The following is a 19515-nucleotide window of genomic DNA, read 5'->3' as shown; positions in this document are numbered from 1 at the left end:
ACAAAACAAATAAACTAAATTGGTTTATTCGTTTTAAATATGTTTTAAAAATGCTTAAAATTATTACCAACTATTATGAAAAGATTTTTTTTAGTATTACTAATTTTTAACTTTCAAATTGTTTCTTCACAAAACGAAGATTTTTTTAACAGATTAAATGCCATTCACAATAATGGTACTACGTTTTACAATGTAGATGGAATTGATTTTACATCTCAAACAATTTCATCAAAATTTAACGATAAAAACCTCAAAAAAGCTTACCGAAAAAACAAAGTCAAAAAAAATGATACTAAAGAAGTAGATAAAGAATTAAACTTTGAAAATTATAAAATTGTCAAACACGAACAATTAAATAATGATTTATCTTCTATTAGCGTAAACTATTTCGTTAAAAATAAAGATAATCTAATTTCCATTTTTTGGTTTGGTTATTACAATGAAAGTAATCCTCAATTTGAAAGAAAAATTATTGAGTTAATTATAAATAATAAAATACCAAAAAACTGCTTTAGTTCTTTAAAAACTAACAAAATTAATTTTGCTGGACGAGAAATTGAATTAGGAGGTAATTGCAATTGGATGAATATAAATAACATTCAATGCCCTTACAACGGACAAATGAATTGGTCTGTACACAAAACTAAAAAAAGTGCAGACTTAGCAATACAAAACCAATTAAAAGCCATGAAAACAAAAAATGGCGGAGAAGTAGAATTAGAAGAAGATATTAAAATTATTTTTGAAGGAGTGCCAACAACAGCAAAAAAAGTATATTATGATCTTACTGGAGTAACTTCTATTTTAGCATCTATGTCTGGTGGAAAAAATTTGACTATTTATTATGTTTCCGAAAAAATACGTGATAATTATATTAGTTGCGTTTTAAGTTTTTGGAATAATGATAATATTAGCTCAAGCGGAATACCATCTTTACTTGAAGAAGTAATGACACTTGAAAAAAAATAATTTTAACGTATCACCATATTTAGCGAAGCAATAAATACAGATGTTCCAGATCCTGAGTCTCTTTCTGTCCACATTTCTACAAAATCTCCAGGAGCTAATTGTACAGTACCAACTACAGCAACGGCTCCAATATCAAAATTACCACCTATTTCCCTTGCAGTTGCAGTTTCTAATAATGGAGAAGCAACAACATCTCCGTTATTTCCTTTTGCAACGTAAAATAGTAGCACATCGTTATTTGCAACACCTCTAAAAGAAATACTAGCAGTAACTGTAAAATATCTTGTTCTCTTTCCTTCGTAAACTAACCTGTTATTTCCTACAGCTCTAAATCTAAACAAGTTATTAGTTGTTGTTGTACCAGCAATCTTAACAGGAATCCCACTTCCTGTGTAAAATGTATTTGCTCCTGTGCCTGTGTTAAAACTTAAATTATAATCGCCAATAGAATTATTATCTGTTTCTTGTGGAATACCTTGGCAATCTACATCCCAAGAATTTGTAAAATTATAACCTGTATAAGCTCCCGAAGTATAAGGTACAACTCTATCTCCATCACCTGTAAAATTAATTCCAGTTAAAGAGGCAGATGTACCAATAGTTGGATCTAAACTTACATTAATTCCATATTCACCAGAATCTATTGCCGCTCGTCCGTTAGCAATCTGTAAATTTTGAAACGTACCACTAAGGCTTAAAAAAGTACCTGTATTACTTTCTGTCCAAAATACTTTATTAATAAACAGTGAGTTTATATTCGATAAGTTAAAACCATTATTAGTATTAACTACCTGAAAAACTTCAAAAAATGCAACAGCAAAATTACTTAATGTACCTAAACTAGAGGCATTAGTTACAATAACGCTATAACCAATTATAGATTGAGAAGCATCACTAGTTATATTAAAAACATCATTTCCTCCACCATCTATTAATAAATCTTTTATTCTTCCTCCATTTATACCAGAAAATAATGGTCCGCCAGAATTATTAACTAAAATATCTTCTCCAGTATCTCTACCTACTAAATTAGCTCCATTTAAATCTATAGTATAATCAAAGGTAATAGTTCCATTAATTTCATATAAATAATCAGTATTTAATAAGTATGTAGAGCCACCACCAGCAGTTAACTCATCTGCTAAATCGGTTATATTTTTTATTATTTTATAATTATCTCTAATAGGTTGCGGTGTTGCTGTATCACCTAACATACGAACCCATGTTGTGCTATCCCAATAATAAAAGAAGCCTTCTGTAGTGTCGTAAACTAATAATCCTTCAGCAGGAGTTGCAATACTTAGCCTTTCTGTAGAAGTCATTCTAGGTGTTAATAAACCTTGTGTTGTAGATGTTATATCTAAAATAGATGATGTATCTGGAGTTACTGTACCAATACCTACTTGAGATATTGACTTTATTGTATAAAAAGAAAATACAATAAAAGCTAAGAAGGTTACTTTTTTGTTCATTTTTGAAAGTTTTAGGGAACTTCAAAAATAAGGTTTATCAAATAATGAAAAAACAAAAAAATCGATAAAATACGTTTAAATATCGATAAAGAGCACATTCTGTTAAGATTAAAGAAAAGTATTACAAGACATTTATCTATAAATTATTCTTTTATAAAAATAATTATATAATACTCACTAAATATTTATCATTTCAGCTTCAAATAAAGCTATAAAATGCTTTAACAATTTACTTTTAACCTCAGCCTCATCAACTGTTTTTTTTCCTAATTCTACATTAAGAGAAGTCACTGCTTTACCGCGAATACCGCAAGGAATAATATTATCAAAATACCCAAGATTTGCATTTACATTTAATGCAAAACCATGCATAGTTACCCAACGACTTGCACGAACGCCCATAGCACATATTTTTCTAGCAAATGGTGTACCAACATCTAACCAAACTCCTGTTTCACCAGGAGAACGCTCGGCTTTTAGCCCATATTCTGCCAATGTAAGTATTATCATTTCTTCTAAAAAACGAAGGTATTTATGTATGTCTGTAAAAAAGTTATCTAAATCTAGAATAGGATAACCCACTATTTGTCCTGGACCGTGATAGGTAATATCGCCTCCTCTGTTAATTTTGTAAAACGTAGCTCCTTTTTCGGTAAGTTGTTTTTCATCTAACAATAAATTAGATATATCTCCACTTTTACCTAAAGTATAAACATGTGGATGCTCTACAAACAAAAAGTAATTGTTGGTTTCTAAACCAGCATCCTCTCTCCTATTCTTAATTTTAGTATCTAAAATACCTTTAAAAAGTTCCTCTTGGTAATCCCAAGTATCTTTAAAATCTTTAGAGCCTAAATCTTGAAGTGCAATTGTTTTATTCATAGACTACAAAATTACGATAAATTAAGAATAAAATCATGCTTTTGCATAAGAGTAAGTAGCTACCTATTAAAAACCAAACACTACCTATTTAATTCTTAGGATTATTTAAAATTACCAAAGCTGCAATTACTCCAGGAACCCAACCACAAAGCCATAATAAAAATGTGATTACTATAGAGCCGCAACCTTTATCTAATACCGCTAAAGGTGGGCAAATAATTGAAAGTATAACTCTCCAAATACTCATAATTTATTTTTTAATTGATTGATGATGTATAAATAGGACGCAATCTATTGCGATTTGTTACAAAGCATTATCTTTGTGGCTTCAAATTTTTATATTAAAAAAGTATTATGTCACAATTATCTGAGCAAGAGCTCGTACGAAGAGAAAAGCTAGCAAAGCTTCGCGATTTGGGAATAAACCCATATCCAGCCGATTTATTTCCTGTTTCCGAAACATCAAAACAAATAAAACAGGACTTTAAAGAAGGTAAACAGGTAATTATTGCTGGACGTTTAATGTCGCGTCGTATTCAAGGTAATGCAAGTTTTGCAGAGCTTCAAGATAGCGATGGTAGAATACAAGTGTATTTTAATAGAGATGAAATTTGTACTGGTGATGACAAGAGCAAATATAACGATGTCTATAAAAAACTATTAGATATTGGAGATTTTATAGGTATTGAAGGCGAATTATTTACAACTAAAGTTGGAGAAAAAACTGTTTTAGTAAAAAGTTTTACCTTATTAAGTAAAGCACTAAAACCTTTACCATTACCAAAAACTGATGCAGAAGGAAAAGAACACGATGCATTTGTAGATCCAGAAATGCGTTACAGACAACGCTATGCCGATTTAGCTGTAAATCCACATGTAAAAGAAGTGTTTGTAAAACGTACTAAACTTTTTAATGCCATGCGTAATTTCTTTAACGATGCTGGTTATTTTGAAGTAGAGACGCCAATATTACAACCAATCCCTGGTGGAGCAGCTGCACGTCCTTTTATTACACATCATAATTCTTTAGACATTCCTTTATACATGCGTATTGCTAACGAGTTATACTTAAAACGTTTAATAGTTGGTGGTTTTGATGGTGTTTATGAGTTTTCTAAAAACTTTAGAAACGAAGGAATGGATAGAACGCACAATCCAGAATTTACCGCTATGGAAATATATGTAGCATATAAAGACTACAACTGGATGATGGATTTCTGTGAGAAACTTTTAGAACATTGTGCAATTGCCGTAAATGGAACAAGCGAAGCTACTTTTGGAGAACATAAAGTAAACTTTAAAGCGCCATACAAACGTATTACAATGGCAGATTCTATTAAAGAGTTTACAGGATTTGATATTACAGGAAAAACAGAAGCCGAAATTTTTGATGCTGCAAAAGGCATGGGAATTGAAGTGGATGCTACTATGGGTAAAGGAAAATTAATTGACGAAATTTTTGGTGAAAAATGCGAAGGAAATTACATACAACCAACCTTTATTACAGATTATCCAAAGGAAATGAGTCCACTTTGTAAAGAGCATAGAGATAATCCAGAATTAACAGAACGTTTTGAGCTTATGGTTTGTGGTAAAGAAATAGCAAATGCTTATTCTGAACTTAACGACCCAATAGACCAACGTGAACGTTTTGAACACCAATTAAAACTGGCTCAAAAAGGAGATGATGAGGCTACAGAGTTTATAGATCATGATTTTTTACGTGCTCTAGAATATGGTATGCCACCTACATCTGGAATGGGAATTGGTATGGACAGGTTAATTATGTTTTTAACTAACAACCAATCTATACAAGAAGTATTATTCTTCCCGCAAATGAGACCAGAGAAAAAAGCGGTACCAATGAGTGAAGAGGAAAAAGCTGTTTTTGAAATCTTAAAAAAGAGTTCTCCAATAGATTTAAATGAATTAAAAGGACAATCTGGTTTAAGTAATAAAAAATGGGATAAAACCATAAAAGGCTTAACCAAACTTGGTGTAGCAAAAGTTAGCAAAACCGATGATGGTTTATTTGTGGAAATGGTTTAAAAAGGAAACCTCTAAATAAAATTTTATATCAAAAAGGAGCTATTAAAATGTAGCTCCTTTTTTTATGCTCTAATTTTACTAGACAACTTCTAACTTATACCCTACTCCATGAATATTAGTAAGCTTAATAGACTCATCTTCTTTAAGCTTTTTTCTAAGTTTGGATATGTAGGTATCTAAACTTCTTCCAACTACAACTCCATTATCTTCCCAAACTTTTTTTATAAGCTCTTCTCTTTTTATAATTTGATTTGGCTTTGCTACAAACAGAGCTAATATTTCACACTCTTTTTTAGATAAGTTAATTTCTGTTGCTTCCTTTATTAATTTATTTTGCTCTGGATAAAATTTAAACAACCCTAAAGTACTGTAATTAAGTTCTTGCGTTTCTATAACATCTTTTGGTTTTTGCTTATATAAAAAAATTGCAAACATGGTTAAAACCACAAAAACTAGTACACATATGTACATTATTTTGTTGCTATTTGATTTTGCAATATTTGTAAAATGAACAGTTACCAGATAACATTCATTTTTTAATTCTCTTCCTATGCAAGGTATAATACCTTGCTCCACTTCTTCTTTCATTGCATAACTATACGCAACTTCATTATCATAACATCGGTTTACCTCGGTTATGTACTGCTGCGGTAAATTTGCTTTTTCAAAACTGCTTTTAATAATGGTAACCAAACTATCTGGCTGGATAGATATTGTGTTTTCAAAACTTACTTGAAATTTATTATCGCTTATATTAATAACTGGTTTTACTAAAGTTGTAGAATCTTGATTAGCTAACAATAGTTGATGCCCAACTTCGCGTAAAGATATTTTTACTGTTTCGGTAAAGTTATTATCTGTAGTAGTATTACAAGATATAATGCAAAATAGAAGCACACATAAAGTGAGGCTTTTATATTTAAGTGGAGTTTTAATATTCATAATTAGCCATAAATAACATACAATTTCGTGACTTTTTACAATAGTTGACACTTCTTTTACATTCTTTTTACATATTTAACTATCAAGCCATCATAGATTTGTAACAGCAAAACAAGTATATAATCCATTTATCAATCTTTAAAACGTAACAGATATGAAAAAGAAAATATTAATTTTTATAGCAATAATTATAGCATTAAGCTTAAGTGCTTTTGTAGTAACCAAAAAAGAGTTTAAAAATAAAAAACAGAATGTAAAAGCTATTGCCATAAAATCAAACAATAAATTAGACTCCAATTTTACATATAAAGAACCAATAGGTCCAGTTTTAAAAAATGATACCATTAAAACAGAACCTGAAGTTTTTGAAGATTTTATTTATGATGTAGGCTCTAGATTTAAACCAATGAAAAAAAGTGCTATAAAAAAAGCAACTTCACTTAATCATTTTTTTACAGAAGAAGAACTAAGCTCTATTTCTAGTATTAAATTTGTTGAAATTATTGTTATTGAAAACGAAAGACAAACGCAAAAAAGAGAAATTGGTTACACAAAATCATTTACAGATGCACAATTAAAGCTAATTAAATCTTTCGATTACTCTTCTCACTTTAATATTCGCATAGAATATTTACAAAAAAATTATATTGGCCAATTAGAACATAAATTTAACTCACCTCACATAACAATTGTTCCAGAAAAACAAGCAGAATATATTAAAGGAAAAGAGGCCCTTAAAACTTATTTAAGAGAAAACAGTAAAGCCGTTAGAGAAGAAGCTAATGTTGACCCAATGAAATTACAACCTGCTAAAATATACTTTACAGTAAGTAAAGACGGTAAAATTTCAGATGTTAAATTAGACAGAAGCTCAAATTATCCTTTAGTTGATAAAACCATGATAGCATTAATTAAAAATTTACCCGGAAAATGGAATCCTGCAGAAAACGAAAAAGGAGAAAAAATAAGTCAAGAACAAGTAGTATCTTTTGGTTTAATAGGCTGCTAAAAATCTAAATAAAATAGTAAAGGAATTACATTTCTGTAATTCCTTTACTTATTCTAACTTTTCTACCAATTTAAATTATTCCAAACCTAAAGTTTCAACTCCTTGCTCGAATACAACATCTACTGGAATATTAGCATCGCTTAAACGGTTTAAATCGCTTTGAAGCTCTTTAGCAATACTACCATAATTTTTAACAAACTTGGCAACGCCTTCATAATCACCATCTCCTTGGTAAGTTAAAATAACTTGAGATAGCATTTCCATAGCTGTTTTTAGTTTTTCAAAATTTACAGTATATGTACCATTACTATTTCTTGTAAAAGCTCCCATTTGGTTAAAGAAATTAAATCTTATCATGTTTGCTTTACCGTGAGCACTTGATGCTCCAAAACGCACCGATCTAAAGATACCTGCCATAAAAGTTACCATGTTATCTTTTAAATCATTTGTTAACTCACCTTTTTTATGTAATTGTTCTACCATGTATAATCCTAAAATATCTGCTTTACCTTCTTCTAAAGCGCTAGCGTGTTCTTTAAGCGAAGTTCTTACTGTTCCATTTCCGTTAATTGTATTTTTTATTCCTAATCCGTGAGCAACTTCATGAAACATTGTGTTTTCAAAAAAGGCATCAAAAGTAACGTGTTTACGCTGGCTTTCGTCTATTAACACATTCGAAATTGGTATTAATATTTTATCGAATTTAGCACGCATAGCATTTTTAAGCTGTAAACGTCTTGTTCCTTTTTTAAGTTGTACTTCTTCATCGTTAGGTAAGTTAATAGCTATAGTTTTACTACCTGAGTTACAATCTCCTGCATAAAACACAACATCATAAGCATTTAAATCGCTATCTGTACCTGGTTTTTCTTTTTTGTATTTTTCTTCTACAGGTAATCCTTTTTGAAGCTCTGGTAAAAAACTACTAAACTTAGCTAATTTTGCGCTCCACTCTTGATCTTTAATTAATACATAGCCTTCGTGCGCTGCTTTATTTCCAAAAAGTTGATCTTCGTAAGTTTCTATAGGACCAATTACAATATCAAGTGTGTTTGTTTTCATATCCATCCAAGCAAAATCACTTTCTTGGTATTCGTCGTTTAATACTGCTTGTGCTCTTAATTCTAAATACTTTTTTAAACCAGCATCTTCTGCTAATTTTGAAGCTTCTAATAATAAATTTGACACTTCTTTTACTTCTGCCTCAAACTTTTTATGATAAGGTATTGTATATAACTTACCGTCGTTATCACGTCTCACAAAATTATAAAGACTTGATTTGTTTTCCATTTCGGCAGTCTCAAACTCTTCTTTAGTTATATCTGCTGGATAAAAATTAGCTCCTTTTGGTTTTTCGCCAATTCCTTCTACAAACGGTTTGTTATTTGCCAACCTATCCCAAGGCCCATAATTTATTTTTACATACTTCTTGGTATCTTCGTCTTTAATATCTGCTAATAAAGCATCACAATCTCCATAAGCTTCGTACCAAAATAAATCGTTCATTTTATTAGCTGCACTAATTAATATAGGTAGCATTTGTCTTTCTTTATCGGATAAAACACTTAAATCTGTTGTTAATTTAACATTAACGTATTTATCAAGATTGGTTTGCATTTCGGTTGTTGTGTTTTCTGTTTCTATAGTTTCTACTTGTTTAACTTCTTCTTTACAAGAAAAAGCAGCAGCAAATACTAAAATATATATTATTTTTTTCATTGATTTATTGGAATTAATTATCGCTTTGTAAAGTTAGTTAATTTAATAAGTATTAAATTAGACAAGAGGTAAAATTCTGTTATTTAAATTTAAAATATTGCCATTATAATGAATGCAAACCAACATCTTGAGCACATAAAGCTTATTTTAAAAAAAGAAAACAATATTTTACTAGCTAGAGCCTATTTAAATGAGCAAGACATTGATGAAAGTACAAAAAACCTTTTATTTAGTCATGCTAAAGTTATTGTAAAAAATAATAAAGAAAACAGAATGGCTTGGACTCTAGTTATTTGTTTGGCGCTAAGTGGTGTTTTTATTTTTGCTACCTATTTTGCAATTACGCAGCAGAGCACCAACGAATACGATTTACTAAAATTATTAGACAATTTAGATATAATTCTATTTAGAGTAATACCTGTAGGCTCTATACTTTTATCCTTAATTATTGCGGCCACTTTGTCTGAAGAAGATTCTTATGGCATGCGTTTTATTAAAGCAAATGTAGTTACAGGCCTAGTGTGCTATATTTTGACCTTTTTTGTGGTTTTATCTGGAGCTTTAGGATAAATTTTTATCTATACTCAATAGTTCTAAAAAACAGTTTAATTGTTTTTTTAGTTTCGTTTTTTACTTCTCTATAAACCCAATTATTATATTCATCATATTTGTATTTTATGGTTTGTTTTTTTGTATGAATAGGCTTCTCTAAATATTCTCCATTAACTCGATACAAATCTTCAGAAACACTTATAATATTATTATTATCATCAAACTTATATATAGTTACAAAATTTATCTTTTTTGAGGATTCTTGATTAGAAAAACGCACTTCATTTTTGTTTTTATTATAAGTCATTAATACATTATTTGTAGATAAATAACCTTCATCTTTTATTTCGTAACCATTGTTGTTGTATGTTATATAAGAATTAGAATTGGAAAGTCCTGAAAAGCTTTCGTTTTTTACTAACTTGTTATCTTTAAAGTATAGTTTCTGAAATTTTTCAAACTCACCTTTAGAATCATCATTAAAATCTGGATCGTCAACTACATTTTTGTAAAAGTCTTCTTTTTGACTTATAACTATAGAGTCTTTATAGTGCTCAAAATTATAATAAACACTTTCTAATTCTTGAATATTTTTAGAATCGTATTTAAGTACTAATTTTAAATCTTTTAATTTATTTTCTTCATTATATGTATAAAAATACTCTTTAACAGAGTTTTCTCTATCATCTGGTTTATCTAAATCTTTGGCATATTTTTTCTGGTTTTTATTGTTGAAGATTTCAAATCGAGAACCTAGAAAATTTTCATCTGCTTCATTTTCTTTATAAACCTTGGTTTTTATTTGTTTTATATCTCCAGAATACTTTTCGTCAAAAACATAAAATTCATCTTGATTATTTTCTAAATAATCGATAAAAAAGTAATAAGAATATAAATCTATTTCATCTGTAAATTCGTTAAGTTTAAAATTGGTTATTGAGTTATCTATAAATCCGTTATTAATTTGCCCAAAGGACAAAACGCTATAGAAACTTAAAAATAGTAGTACAAGGTTTTTCATTTATTTTAAAATTAAAAAAAAACAATATACTATATATTATCTATTATAATAAAACATATTTTATGCAATTTTAGATTTATACATTACAAATACTAAGAGCTTATTTATAACGCATAAAATGTTAATTAAAAGCTAAATATTTAATGACATTTAAACTATTCTCGTTTTTATTTGTCTTAAGAGTGTAGAACAATTTAAAACAATAAAAACATGAAAAAATTATTAATAGTAGCAGTAGCATTATTTGCATTACAAATAAATGCTCAAGACAAAAAAGAAAACAAAAAAGAGCTGAGAAAAGAAAAAATGGAACAGTATAGAAATATGGATTCCAAAGAAATTGCAGCTTTACAAACTAAAAAAATGACGCTTGCACTAGATCTTACTCCAGAACAACAAAGTAAAGTTGAGCAAATAAATATTAAAAATGCAGATTTACGCAAAGCTGCAATGGAAAAACGAATGGCAGCAAAAGACACTGACAAAAAACTTTCTCCTGAAGATAAATTAAAAAGAGAAAACGAAAGGTTAGACCAAGAAATTGCTACAAAAAGAGAAATGAAAGCTATTTTAACACCAGAGCAATATGAAAAGTATTCAAAAATGTCTAAAAGACGTGGGAATAAAGGAATGCGTGGTAAAATGAAGGGCAAAAAAGGTGAAAAGAAAGAGCATAAAATGGAGAAAGAATAACTCCTAAATCATTTAATAGTAAAAAAGTGCCGATTATCTATTCGGCACTTTTTTATTTGCAATAGTTAAGTAAATAGCTTTACTTTGGTATATTAACGAATAACTTCTAAGACAATGAAAAAAATATTTACTTTTTGCTTTTTTGCTTTTGCTTTATTAATTGGAACTCAATCTGCATTAGCTCAAGACAATGCTAAAGTTAATGAAAAGGCTTACCTTAAAGCTAAAGAATTACGTTCTACATTAAAATTTGACGATAATACTTTAGAAAAGGTATATAAAGCTTACCAAGCATACGAATACAAATTTTTATCTATTTCTGAGCACCAAGAATCTGGATCTTCAGATTATAACAATTCTATGGCAACCTTAAATAATACTTTACAAGAAGGTATAAAAAACGCTTTAGGAAATGACTTATATAAAAGATATTTAATTATAAATGAATTAGAACACACTGTGGACTAACAATTATTTTTAAACATAAAAAAAGGCGATAACTAAAATAGTTATCGCCTTTTTTTATTGAGCTTATTTTAATATTATTTAAATACAGCATCACAAGCTGCTATTGTTTTGTCTAAATCTTCGTAGGTTAAAGCATCTGTTATAAACCAAGTTTCAAATGCACTTGGAGCTATATAAATACCGTTATTAAGCATACCATGAAAAAAGGTTTTAAACCTTTCATTATTTCCTTTAGCTGCTGTTTTAAAATCTATTACTTTTTCTTCATTAAAATGAACAGAAATCATAGAACCCATTCTATTAATTGTATGTGTAATATTATTTTTTTCTAAAACTTTAGCTAAGCCTTTATGCAAATATTCGGTTTTTTCTGCCAATCTATTGAATATTTCAGAATCTTCGTTTAATGCTTTTAACATTGCTAATCCTGCTGCCATAGCTAATGGATTTCCACTTAATGTTCCTGCTTGATAAACAGGTCCTAAAGGTGCTAAATAATTCATTATTTCATTTCTAGCAGCAAAAGCTCCAACAGGTAATCCACCACCAATTACTTTTCCAAAACAAACAATATCTGCATTAACGTTTAATAATTGTTGAGCTCCACCTTTTGCAAGACGGAAACCAGTCATTACCTCATCAAATATTAATAAAATATCATTGGCATCGCAAAGCGACCTTAAGCCTTCTAAAAAACCTGCAACTGGAGGTATACAACCCATATTTCCTGCAACTGGCTCTAAAATAATACAAGCTATTTCATTTTTATTAGCTTGTATTAATGCCTCTACATTCTTTAAATCGTTATAGTTGGCCAGTAATGTATCTTTTGCTGTACCTTCTGTTACTCCAGGACTATTAGGGCTTCCAAAAGTTACTGCTCCACTTCCTGCTTGTATTAAAAATGAATCGCTATGGCCATGATAACAGCCTGCAAATTTTATAATTTTGTCTTTTCCTGTATAACCTCTTGCTAACCTTACAGCACTCATACAAGCTTCGGTTCCAGAGTTTACAAATCTAATTTTATCAATATTTGGTACCATTGATACTGCTAATTCTGCAATTTCAGTTTCAATTTCGGTAGGCATTCCAAAGGACGTTCCTTTTTTTGCCTTTTCTACAACGGCGTTAACTACAGGAGCGTATGCGTGACCAAGAATCATTGGTCCCCAAGAATTTATATAATCTATTAGAACATTTCCATCTTCATCATATAAATATGCACCTTTAGCTTCTTTAACAAAAATTGGTGTTCCACCTACGGCTTTAAAGGCTCGAACTGGAGAATTTACACCTCCAGGAATTACTTTTTCTGCATTTGCAAAAAGAGTACTACTACGTTTATAAATCATTATAATTAATCTTTTGGTAAGGGCTTGATAAATAATACTTGTCCAACAAATAAATCGCTAGACTCTAAACTATTTAAAACTTTAAGTTCTGATACTGAAATATTATATTTTCTAGATAATGAATATAAAGTATCACCAGATACAACTGTATGCTTATCGTTTAATTCTGTTTCAACTCCTAAAACTTCGTTATCGAAACGATATAGTTGATAACGTTCTATTAAACTTATTAGTTTTTCTGGATATTTTCTATCTGTTGCATATCCTGCTTTTCTTAAACCTTTTGCCCAAGCTTCGTAGTCTCCTTTTCCAAGTTGAAACAATCCTGCATATCGAGAACGTTCTTTTAAAAATAGAGAGTGATCTCTAAAAGAATATTTAGAATTTTTATATTTTCTGAAACATTCTTGGCTAGCATCATCATCATGATAAATTTTACCACCAGTCCAACCTGTATGACACTTTATACCAAAATGATTATTAGCCTCAACAGATAACCTTCCTTTTCCAGATCCAGACTCTAAAATACCTTGAGCTAAAGTAATACTAGCAGGAACACCATAGTTACGCATTTCGTCTTGAGCAATATCGCTGTAAATAGCTATATACTCATCTGTTGGTGTTGCATATTGTTCTGGAGTTTCTTTTATAACAACAGTAACCTCCTTGTTTTCTGGAGCATTTACAACAACTCTAGGTTTCTTTTTAGTTTTAACTACACGCTCTGTTTTGGTTTTAGATTTTTTAGTGGTTACTTTTTTGCTTGAGCCACAACTTGCAACTAAAGCCATTAAGCATAATATTGTAAATAATCTTTTCATCAACTATTGTATTAATGGTAAATTTTTCTGTTTTAATCTATTATTCATTCCTGCAATACCTTGTATTCCTCCTGTATGTACTGCTAAAATTCTTGAGCCTTCTGGAAAATAATTATTTTTAATCATATCTACAATTCCATACATCATTTTTCCTGTATAAATTGGATCTAACTGAATTTTATTTTCTGTCTTAAATCTGTTTATAAACGTAATTAAATCTGTATTTATTTTCGCGTACCCACCAAAATGGTAATTATTAACTAACTCCCAATTATTTTGTTTAGCAAATTTACTAATATCTTCTTGTAAAAAGTCTCCTTTTAAGGCTGAAAAACCTAAAATTTGCTGATTAGGTTTTGAACCATTAATTAAACCTGCTAAAGTTCCTCCTGTTCCAACTGGAGCACAGACATAATCGAAATTATAATCTTCTTCTAGCAATATTTCCTCACATCCTTTTACAGCTAAACTATTTGTACCGCCTTCAGGAATTACATAAAAGTTTCCAAATTCCATTCTTAAGGCTTCAATAAAATTAGAATCATTTTTTTTTCTAAAATCACTACGGCTAACAAACTTAAATACCATACCACAATTTCTAGCATAGTTTAAAGTTGTATTTTCATCAATTTTAGATGCTAACTCTTCACCTCTTATAACTCCTATTGTTTTAAAACCGTATACGTTTCCTGCTGCTGCAACTGCGGCTATATGATTTGAAAAAGCACCTCCAAAAGTTAATAAAACAGTCTTGTTTTTTGATTTTGCTGCTTCGATATTGTATTTTAATTTCCTGTATTTATTTCCGGAAATAATATTATGTATAGCGTCTTCTCGTTTAATATATAACGAGACATTTGAGCTGTTTTTTAATTTAACAGCCTCATTTATACTTTGCTCTACTTTAAAAATCATGGGCTGCGAAGATACTTTAAAAAACTCCAAAAATTGCGCTCCTTTAAATACTTTAAATTAGCTTCATTGGTGTAAGACTCTCTTTCAAAAGAGATATTTCTATATGCTTTATACCAATTTTTATACTGAATCAATCTTATTAAAAACTCAAGCGTATAAAAAAAATAAAAAGGAATTATTAATAACTCTAGCTGCTGTTTTAAATGAATTTTTTCATGATTAATCAATACCTTATCTTTCTTTAAAGCTTTACTCTTTAAAAAAACAAATGGAAATATTGTTATACCAGTATAACCTTTAGGCACTAAATATTTAGAAATTAATATCACAAATTGATGTTTTCAAAAATCACTCCAATTTAAGTTATATTTGTAATATAATGAAGAAATATACTCCAATAGAAGAAGGCGATTACTATTTAACAACCGAAGGTTATAAATGCTTTACAGAACAATACCATTTAAAAAGAGGCTATTGTTGCGAAAGTGGTTGTAGGCATTGCCCATACGGATTTGATAAAAAAACAAACTCAGTAAAAAAAAGTAAAGGCGCAAAATAATATGACATTTAAAGAGCAAATATTAGAAGGTATACCAGAACAATTACCAAGTGTAAAACCTTTTGAAAAAGAAATAAATCACGCACCTAAAAGAAAAGCTATTTTAACTAAAGAAGAAGAAAAGCTTGCACTACGCAATGCTCTTAGGTACTTTGATAAAAAACACCATAAAATATTAATAAAAGAATTTAAAAACGAATTAGATACTTACGGAAGAATCTACATGTACCGTTTGCGTCCAGATTACAAAATGTACGCTAGACCAATAGAAGAGTATCCTGCAAAATCTAAACAAGCAGCAGCAATCATGTTAATGATTCAAAACAACTTAGATTATGCTGTTGCACAACATCCACACGAACTTATTACATATGGTGGTAACGGTGGTGTATTTTCTAATTGGGCACAATATAGGTTAACCATGAAGTATTTAGCCGAAATGAATGATGAGCAAACCTTAGTTATGTACTCTGGTCATCCAATGGGCTTATTTCCATCTCATAAAAATGCTCCTAGAGTAGTCGTTACAAATGGAATGATGATACCTAATTACTCGCAACCAGACGATTGGGAAAAATTTAATGCATTAGGTGTTACACAATATGGGCAAATGACTGCTGGAAGCTACATGTATATTGGTCCACAAGGTATTGTTCATGGTACAACTATTACCGTTTTAAATGGATTTAGAAAAATAAAAAAAGAGCCAAAAGGTAATTTATTTGTCACCTCTGGATTAGGTGGTATGTCTGGTGCACAACCAAAAGCCGGAAATATTGCTGGTTGCATTACAGTTTGCGCAGAAGTAAATCCGAAAATAACTCAAGTACGTTTAGATCAAGGTTGGATAAACGAAAAAATCACCAATTTAGATGAATTGGTAACGCGTGTAAATAAAGCGAAAGCCAATAAAGAAACTATTTCAATAGCTTATCTAGGCAACATTGTAGATGTTTGGGAAAAATTTGACCAAGAAAACATACATATAGATTTAGGAAGCGACCAAACATCACTTCATAATCCTTGGGCTGGTGGTTATTATCCTGTAGGTTTATCTTTTGAAGAAGCAAATGATATGATGGCAAATAATCCTGAAGCTTTTAAAACCGAAGTTCAAAAAACATTACGTCGTCATGCTAAAGCCATAAATAAACACACAGCAAAAGGAACCTATTTTTTCGATTACGGTAATGCTTTTTTATTAGAAGCTTCTCGTGCTGGTGCAGATGTTATGGCAAAAAACGGAGTAGATTTTAAATACCCAAGCTATGTTCAAGATATTATGGGACCAATGTGTTTCGATTATGGTTTTGGACCATTTAGGTGGGTTTGCGCTTCTGGGAAACCAGAAGACTTAGCAAAAACCGATGCTATTGCTTGTGCTGTTTTAGAAGAAATAAAACAAAATTCTCCAGAAGAGATACAACAGCAAATGGCAGATAACATTCAATGGATAAAAGGTGCCCAAGAAAATAAACTAGTCGTTGGCTCGCAAGCAAGAATACTTTATGCAGATGCTGAAGGTAGAGCAAAAATAGCCGAAGCTTTTAACCAAGCTATTGCAAAAGAAGAAATAGGAACTGTTATTTTAGGCCGAGACCATCATGATGTTTCTGGTACAGATTCTCCATACCGTGAAACTAGTAATATTTACGATGGTTCACGCTTTACAGCAGATATGGCAATACACAACGTTATTGGCGATAGTTTTCGTGGTGCAACCTGGGTAAGTATTCACAACGGTGGTGGCGTTGGTTGGGGAGAAGTTATTAACGGCGGTTTTGGTATGGTTCTTGATGGTAGTAAAGAAGCATCAACGCGCTTAAAATCAATGCTATTCTGGGATGTAAATAACGGAATTTCACGAAGAAGTTGGGCTAGAAACGAAGGCGCGATTTTTGCCATAAAGCGAGCCATGGAAATAGAGCCTAATTTAAAAGTAACATTACCTAACACTGTAGATGATGCTATAATTGATTCGTTATAACTATTTAAATCTTTTTACTATGAAAAAATTAATACAAAAAACATTACCATTTTTAGCATTATTAATTATTATTAGCTCTTGCTCGTCTGTTCAGGTAGCTTCAGATTACGATAAAAATGCAGATTTCAACAATTATAAAACTTTTGCGTTTTTTAAAACAGGAATTGATAAAGCTGAAATTAGCGATTTAGACAAACGTAGAATTTTAAGAGCTATAGAAGCTGAACTTATTGCAAAAGGATTTACAAAATCTGAAAAACCAGATTTACTTGTTAGTATTTTTACAAAAGAAAGGCAAGAAGTAAATGTTTGGAATAACGGATATGGTGGTTTTGGTTATGGTTGGGGATGGAGCCCTTTTTACGGTAATTTAAACCACAATGTTACTTCTTCAATACAAGGTTCATTATACATAGATCTTATTGATGCTAAAAAGAAAGAACTAGTTTGGCAAGGTAAAGGTTCTGGTTATTTAAGCAGAACTTCTAATGTAGATAAAAAAGAAGCAAGAATAAAAGAATTTGTTTCAGAAATCATGATGGAATATCCACCAGAATGGAAAAAATAAAAAACACTTTAAAACGCGGTTCAAAATAAAAATGAATCGCTTTTTTTTATGGCAAATAAACCTTTGCATGACCATTTGCAACTAACCATTGGTTAACATCGATGCCATCTATAATAATAGTCGCTAAATAACGTCCGTATTTTCCTTGTTTATCTTTATATGTTATAAGCTCGACTTCTTTATCAAGAATCATTTCTCTTAAAATATCTCTAACTTTTTTTCCCTCTTCTTTTTCTTCTCCACGTAATTCTGGAGTATCAATACCATAAAGACGAAGTTTCATTTCTTGAGAATGTAGAAACCCTAAATCTACAACTGCGGTTACAGTGTCACCATCGTAAACACCTATTATTTTAGCGTAATAATTATACATAAAATTTAATTTTAATTTACTGAAAATCAATTTACAATATAATTTTTAAAAAATAATAATCATCAAAAACAAAAAAACCTCACAAAGTAATTGTGAGGTTTTTTTATAGTTTTTAAATCTGAAAATTAAAAAACTTATAAGCGGTGTTATTTTATTATAACTCTAATAAGCCGTTTGTTTTTTTAACTCCTTCTGCAGATTCTGATAATTTTGATTTTTCAGCATCTGTTAAACTAATTTCTACAATTTTTTCAATTCCGTTAGCTCCTAATACACAAGGTACACCAATTGATAAATCGCTTAATCCAAATTCACCATTTAATAAAGCTGAACATGGGAATATTTTTTTAGTATCGCAAGCAATTGCCTGAACCATTGCAGATACTGCTGCTCCAGGTGCGTACCAAGCAGAAGTACCTAATAATCCTGTAAGTGTTGCTCCACCAACTTTAGTATCCTGTACTACTTGCTCCATTCTTTCTTCTGATAAGAACTCTGAAACTTTTACACTGTTTCTTGCTGCTTTACCAATTAATGGCACCATACCTTTATCGCTATGTCCACCAATTACCATTCCATCTACATCACTAATAGGTGCTCCTAAAGCTTCTGCTAAACGGTACTTGAAACGTGCAGAATCTAATGCTCCACCCATACCAATAATTCTATTTTTAGGTAAATCTGTTGTTTTATGAACTAAATAAGTCATTGTATCCATTGGGTTAGATACTACAATAATAATTGTATTTGGAGAATGCTCGATTAAACTAGCAGATACACTTTTTACTATTCCTGCATTAATACCAATTAACTCTTCACGAGTCATACCAGGCTTTCTTGGAATACCTGAAGTAATTACACAAACGTCTGATCCTGCTGTTTTAGAGTAATCGTTTGTACTTCCTGTAATTTTTGTATCGAAACCATTTAAAGAAGCAGTTTGCATTAAATCCATTGCTTTACCTTCGGCAAAACCTTCTTTAATGTCTAATATTACAACTTCACTTGCGAAATCTTTAATAGCAATATATTCAGCACAACTTGCACCTACTGCTCCTGCTCCAACTACTGTTACCTTCATTTTAATTATGTTTTTTGTTTATTTTAATTTTAAGTATCAAATTTACAAATTTTGCTTCAGAAAATAGTGATTAATAAAAC

General features: G+C 30.3%; 21 protein-coding genes. 9 read left to right on the top strand and 12 right to left on the bottom strand.

Features of this window, described 5'->3' with window-relative positions; all coding sequences use genetic code 11:
* The first annotated feature begins 75 nt into the window (after positions 1-75).
* Positions 76-969 carry a hypothetical protein gene (locus BWR22_RS04235; protein ID WP_076732185.1) on the top strand — a complete coding sequence of 298 codons (894 nt, stop codon included), beginning with the start codon at positions 76-78 and terminating at the stop codon, positions 967-969.
* 2 nt (positions 970-971) lie between these two features.
* On the opposite strand, the gene BWR22_RS04230 is transcribed toward BWR22_RS04235, so the two are convergent.
* From BWR22_RS04230 to BWR22_RS04220, 3 genes are all read right to left on the bottom strand, one after another.
* On the bottom strand, positions 972-2441 hold the full coding sequence (locus BWR22_RS04230; RefSeq protein WP_076732184.1) for an autotransporter outer membrane beta-barrel domain-containing protein: 1470 nt from the start codon (positions 2439-2441) through the stop codon (positions 972-974).
* Positions 2442-2618: 177 nt separating this feature from the next.
* On the bottom strand, positions 2619-3323 hold the full coding sequence (gene lipB, locus BWR22_RS04225; RefSeq protein ID WP_076732183.1) for a lipoyl(octanoyl) transferase LipB: 705 nt from the start codon (positions 3321-3323) through the stop codon (positions 2619-2621).
* A gap of 88 nt (positions 3324-3411) precedes the next feature.
* Positions 3412-3570: a YqaE/Pmp3 family membrane protein gene (locus BWR22_RS04220; RefSeq protein ID WP_076732182.1), complete on the bottom strand. Its 159-nt coding sequence runs from the start codon at positions 3568-3570 to the stop codon at positions 3412-3414.
* Positions 3571-3677: 107 nt separating this feature from the next.
* Here BWR22_RS04220 and lysS point away from each other — a divergent pair, with 107 nt between their 5' ends.
* Complete coding sequence (gene lysS / locus BWR22_RS04215; protein WP_076732181.1) at positions 3678-5372, top strand: lysine--tRNA ligase; 1695 nt, start codon at positions 3678-3680, stop codon at positions 5370-5372.
* Between the two features lie 78 nt (positions 5373-5450).
* On the opposite strand, the gene BWR22_RS04210 is transcribed toward lysS, so the two are convergent.
* Entirely contained in the window at positions 5451-6314 is an 864-nt protein-coding gene (locus tag BWR22_RS04210) for a winged helix-turn-helix domain-containing protein (protein ID WP_076732180.1), read from the bottom strand.
* Positions 6315-6468: 154 nt separating this feature from the next.
* Here BWR22_RS04210 and BWR22_RS04205 point away from each other — a divergent pair, with 154 nt between their 5' ends.
* On the top strand, positions 6469-7323 hold the full coding sequence (locus tag BWR22_RS04205; RefSeq protein WP_076732179.1) for an energy transducer TonB: 855 nt from the start codon (positions 6469-6471) through the stop codon (positions 7321-7323).
* A gap of 75 nt (positions 7324-7398) precedes the next feature.
* Here the strand turns inward: BWR22_RS04205 and BWR22_RS04200 are convergent, their stop codons facing one another.
* Positions 7399-9042, bottom strand: coding sequence for a dipeptidyl-peptidase 3 family protein (locus BWR22_RS04200; protein WP_076732178.1), 1644 nt, complete (start codon positions 9040-9042; stop codon positions 7399-7401).
* 108 nt (positions 9043-9150) lie between these two features.
* Between BWR22_RS04200 and BWR22_RS04195 the strand changes: the two genes are divergently transcribed.
* A complete protein-coding gene (locus BWR22_RS04195) occupies positions 9151-9612 on the top strand; it encodes a hypothetical protein (protein WP_076732177.1) in 462 nt (153 codons plus the stop codon).
* A gap of 4 nt (positions 9613-9616) precedes the next feature.
* Here the strand turns inward: BWR22_RS04195 and BWR22_RS04190 are convergent, their stop codons facing one another.
* Complete coding sequence (locus BWR22_RS04190; RefSeq protein WP_076732176.1) at positions 9617-10615, bottom strand: hypothetical protein; 999 nt, start codon at positions 10613-10615, stop codon at positions 9617-9619.
* Between the two features lie 210 nt (positions 10616-10825).
* On the opposite strand from BWR22_RS04190, the gene BWR22_RS04185 reads away from it, so the two are divergent.
* Both BWR22_RS04185 and BWR22_RS04180 read left to right on the top strand, forming a co-directional pair.
* Positions 10826-11308 carry a hypothetical protein gene (locus BWR22_RS04185; protein WP_076732175.1) on the top strand — a complete coding sequence of 161 codons (483 nt, stop codon included), beginning with the start codon at positions 10826-10828 and terminating at the stop codon, positions 11306-11308.
* Positions 11309-11422: 114 nt separating this feature from the next.
* Positions 11423-11776: a hypothetical protein gene (locus BWR22_RS04180; RefSeq protein WP_076732174.1), complete on the top strand. Its 354-nt coding sequence runs from the start codon at positions 11423-11425 to the stop codon at positions 11774-11776.
* A 74-nt stretch (positions 11777-11850) separates the two neighbouring features.
* Here the strand turns inward: BWR22_RS04180 and hemL are convergent, their stop codons facing one another.
* The 4 genes from hemL to BWR22_RS04160 are packed head-to-tail and all read right to left on the bottom strand — an operon-like array spanning position 11851 to position 15196.
* A complete protein-coding gene (gene hemL / locus BWR22_RS04175) occupies positions 11851-13131 on the bottom strand; it encodes a glutamate-1-semialdehyde 2,1-aminomutase (protein ID WP_076732173.1) in 1281 nt (426 codons plus the stop codon).
* A 5-nt stretch (positions 13132-13136) separates the two neighbouring features.
* The gene (locus BWR22_RS04170) at positions 13137-13952 is read right to left on the bottom strand and encodes a glucosaminidase domain-containing protein (protein WP_076732172.1); all 816 of its coding nucleotides are present in this window, start codon (positions 13950-13952) and stop codon (positions 13137-13139) included.
* Positions 13953-13955: 3 nt separating this feature from the next.
* Entirely contained in the window at positions 13956-14867 is a 912-nt protein-coding gene (locus tag BWR22_RS04165; RefSeq protein ID WP_076732171.1) for a 1-aminocyclopropane-1-carboxylate deaminase/D-cysteine desulfhydrase, read from the bottom strand.
* Entirely contained in the window at positions 14864-15196 is a 333-nt protein-coding gene (locus BWR22_RS04160) for a hypothetical protein (RefSeq protein WP_076732170.1), read from the bottom strand. The genes BWR22_RS04165 and BWR22_RS04160 overlap by 4 nt, the downstream gene beginning before the upstream one ends.
* Before the next feature lie 50 nt (positions 15197-15246).
* Between BWR22_RS04160 and BWR22_RS04155 the strand changes: the two genes are divergently transcribed.
* The 3 genes from BWR22_RS04155 to BWR22_RS04145 are packed head-to-tail and all read left to right on the top strand — an operon-like array spanning position 15247 to position 17981.
* On the top strand, positions 15247-15426 hold the full coding sequence (locus BWR22_RS04155; protein WP_076732169.1) for a DUF5522 domain-containing protein: 180 nt from the start codon (positions 15247-15249) through the stop codon (positions 15424-15426).
* A gap of 1 nt (position 15427) precedes the next feature.
* On the top strand, positions 15428-17413 hold the full coding sequence (locus tag BWR22_RS04150) for a urocanate hydratase (protein ID WP_076732168.1): 1986 nt from the start codon (positions 15428-15430) through the stop codon (positions 17411-17413).
* A gap of 19 nt (positions 17414-17432) precedes the next feature.
* A complete protein-coding gene (locus BWR22_RS04145) occupies positions 17433-17981 on the top strand; it encodes a DUF4136 domain-containing protein (RefSeq protein ID WP_076732167.1) in 549 nt (182 codons plus the stop codon).
* 46 nt (positions 17982-18027) lie between these two features.
* Here the strand turns inward: BWR22_RS04145 and BWR22_RS04140 are convergent, their stop codons facing one another.
* Positions 18028-18354: a thermonuclease family protein gene (locus BWR22_RS04140; RefSeq protein ID WP_076732166.1), complete on the bottom strand. Its 327-nt coding sequence runs from the start codon at positions 18352-18354 to the stop codon at positions 18028-18030.
* Positions 18355-18508: 154 nt separating this feature from the next.
* Positions 18509-19435, bottom strand: a complete 927-nt coding sequence (locus BWR22_RS04135) for a malate dehydrogenase (RefSeq protein WP_076732165.1) — start codon at positions 19433-19435, stop codon at positions 18509-18511.
* Positions 19436-19515 lie beyond the last annotated feature (80 nt).

The organism is Lacinutrix venerupis, from assembly GCF_001971745.1.
Classification (GTDB): domain Bacteria; phylum Bacteroidota; class Bacteroidia; order Flavobacteriales; family Flavobacteriaceae; genus Lacinutrix; species Lacinutrix venerupis.
This window is presented reverse-complemented; position numbering and strand designations above follow the sequence as displayed.